The 1,020-nt window shown below is 39.1% G+C and carries 1 protein-coding gene; it reads right to left on the bottom strand.

Going from position 1 to position 1,020, the window contains the following annotated elements; translation table 11 throughout:
- Positions 1–120: 120 nt before the first annotated feature.
- Positions 121–1,020 (bottom strand): AI-2E family transporter (locus QUA45_RS29020; protein WP_333223421.1); only part of this gene is annotated, 900 nt, incomplete at its 5' end.

The raw sequence follows: 1,020 nt of genomic DNA, 5'->3' as shown, positions 1-1,020 counted from the left end.
CTTTGATAATTTTCGAGAACGCGTATTAGCTTGCTTTTCTAATTAGATAAAAATATCACCGCAACTTCAGGAGAGCCATTTTTCAGCCGGGTTTGATATAAAATAGAATTGCTGTATCAATTAAGCTTCCGCTTGCATTTCTTCAATTTCAAACCAGCTAACTATCACTCCCGCTAGCGGAATCGCCAGGAATATACCTAAAAGTCCTGCTGACCTTGCTCCGACTAACAGTGCAAAAAATACCACTACCGGATTGAGGTTGAGAGAATTTTGCATGAGTCTCGGATGAATAAAGTTGTCTTGAATTTGCTGCAAAACAATGCAAGCTGCCAATACTTTTAAAGATAGCCATACACTTTGAGACAATACAATAAAACAAACTAAGCTAATCCCCAGAGTCGCTCCAATCCCCGGAACTAAATCAAACAATCCGATAATAAAAGCTAAAATCAAGGGAAATTTCACATCTAACAGCAGAAAAATTAAAAAACTTGCTGTTGTCAAAAATAACATTAACAGGATTTGTGCCTGAAAAAATCCTAAAAAGTTTTTCTCTATTGTTATACTTAAACGCCTGTGCAGGTGTCGGGGTATAAATTTGAGAACTAACAGCCACAGCCTCTCTCCATCAAGTAACATGAAAGAAGCCACTACCATAATTAATATTAAATTCAATAAATTTGTTAAAAATACTTGTAAAAAAGCAATACTCGATACAACTCCAGCCAAAGCTTGATTTCGCAGTTGTTCCTCAATAACTCGCAGGTTAACTTGCAGGTTTCTAGCCTGCAGGAAGGCTTCGACGCGCTCGGACAGAGGCGCCAGAGCATTCACAAATTCAGTCATGCTGTCAATTAATTGCTGTCCTTGAGATAAAAGAGTGACTCCTACGGTGACGGTGAGACCGCCAAAAACTAAAATGGTTAATAGGACAACGAAGGCTACAGCTAAACTTCGCGGTAAAAATCTCTGGAGAGTTCGCACCGGATAGTTGAGCAAAAAAGCCACGAGTGCAGCAAT

The organism is Microcoleus sp. Pol12A5, from assembly GCF_036701435.1.
Lineage (GTDB): Bacteria > Cyanobacteriota > Cyanobacteriia > Cyanobacteriales > Microcoleaceae > Microcoleus.
The sequence above is the reverse complement of the archived record's forward strand: the minus strand, read 5'-3'. Positions and strand labels throughout refer to the sequence as shown.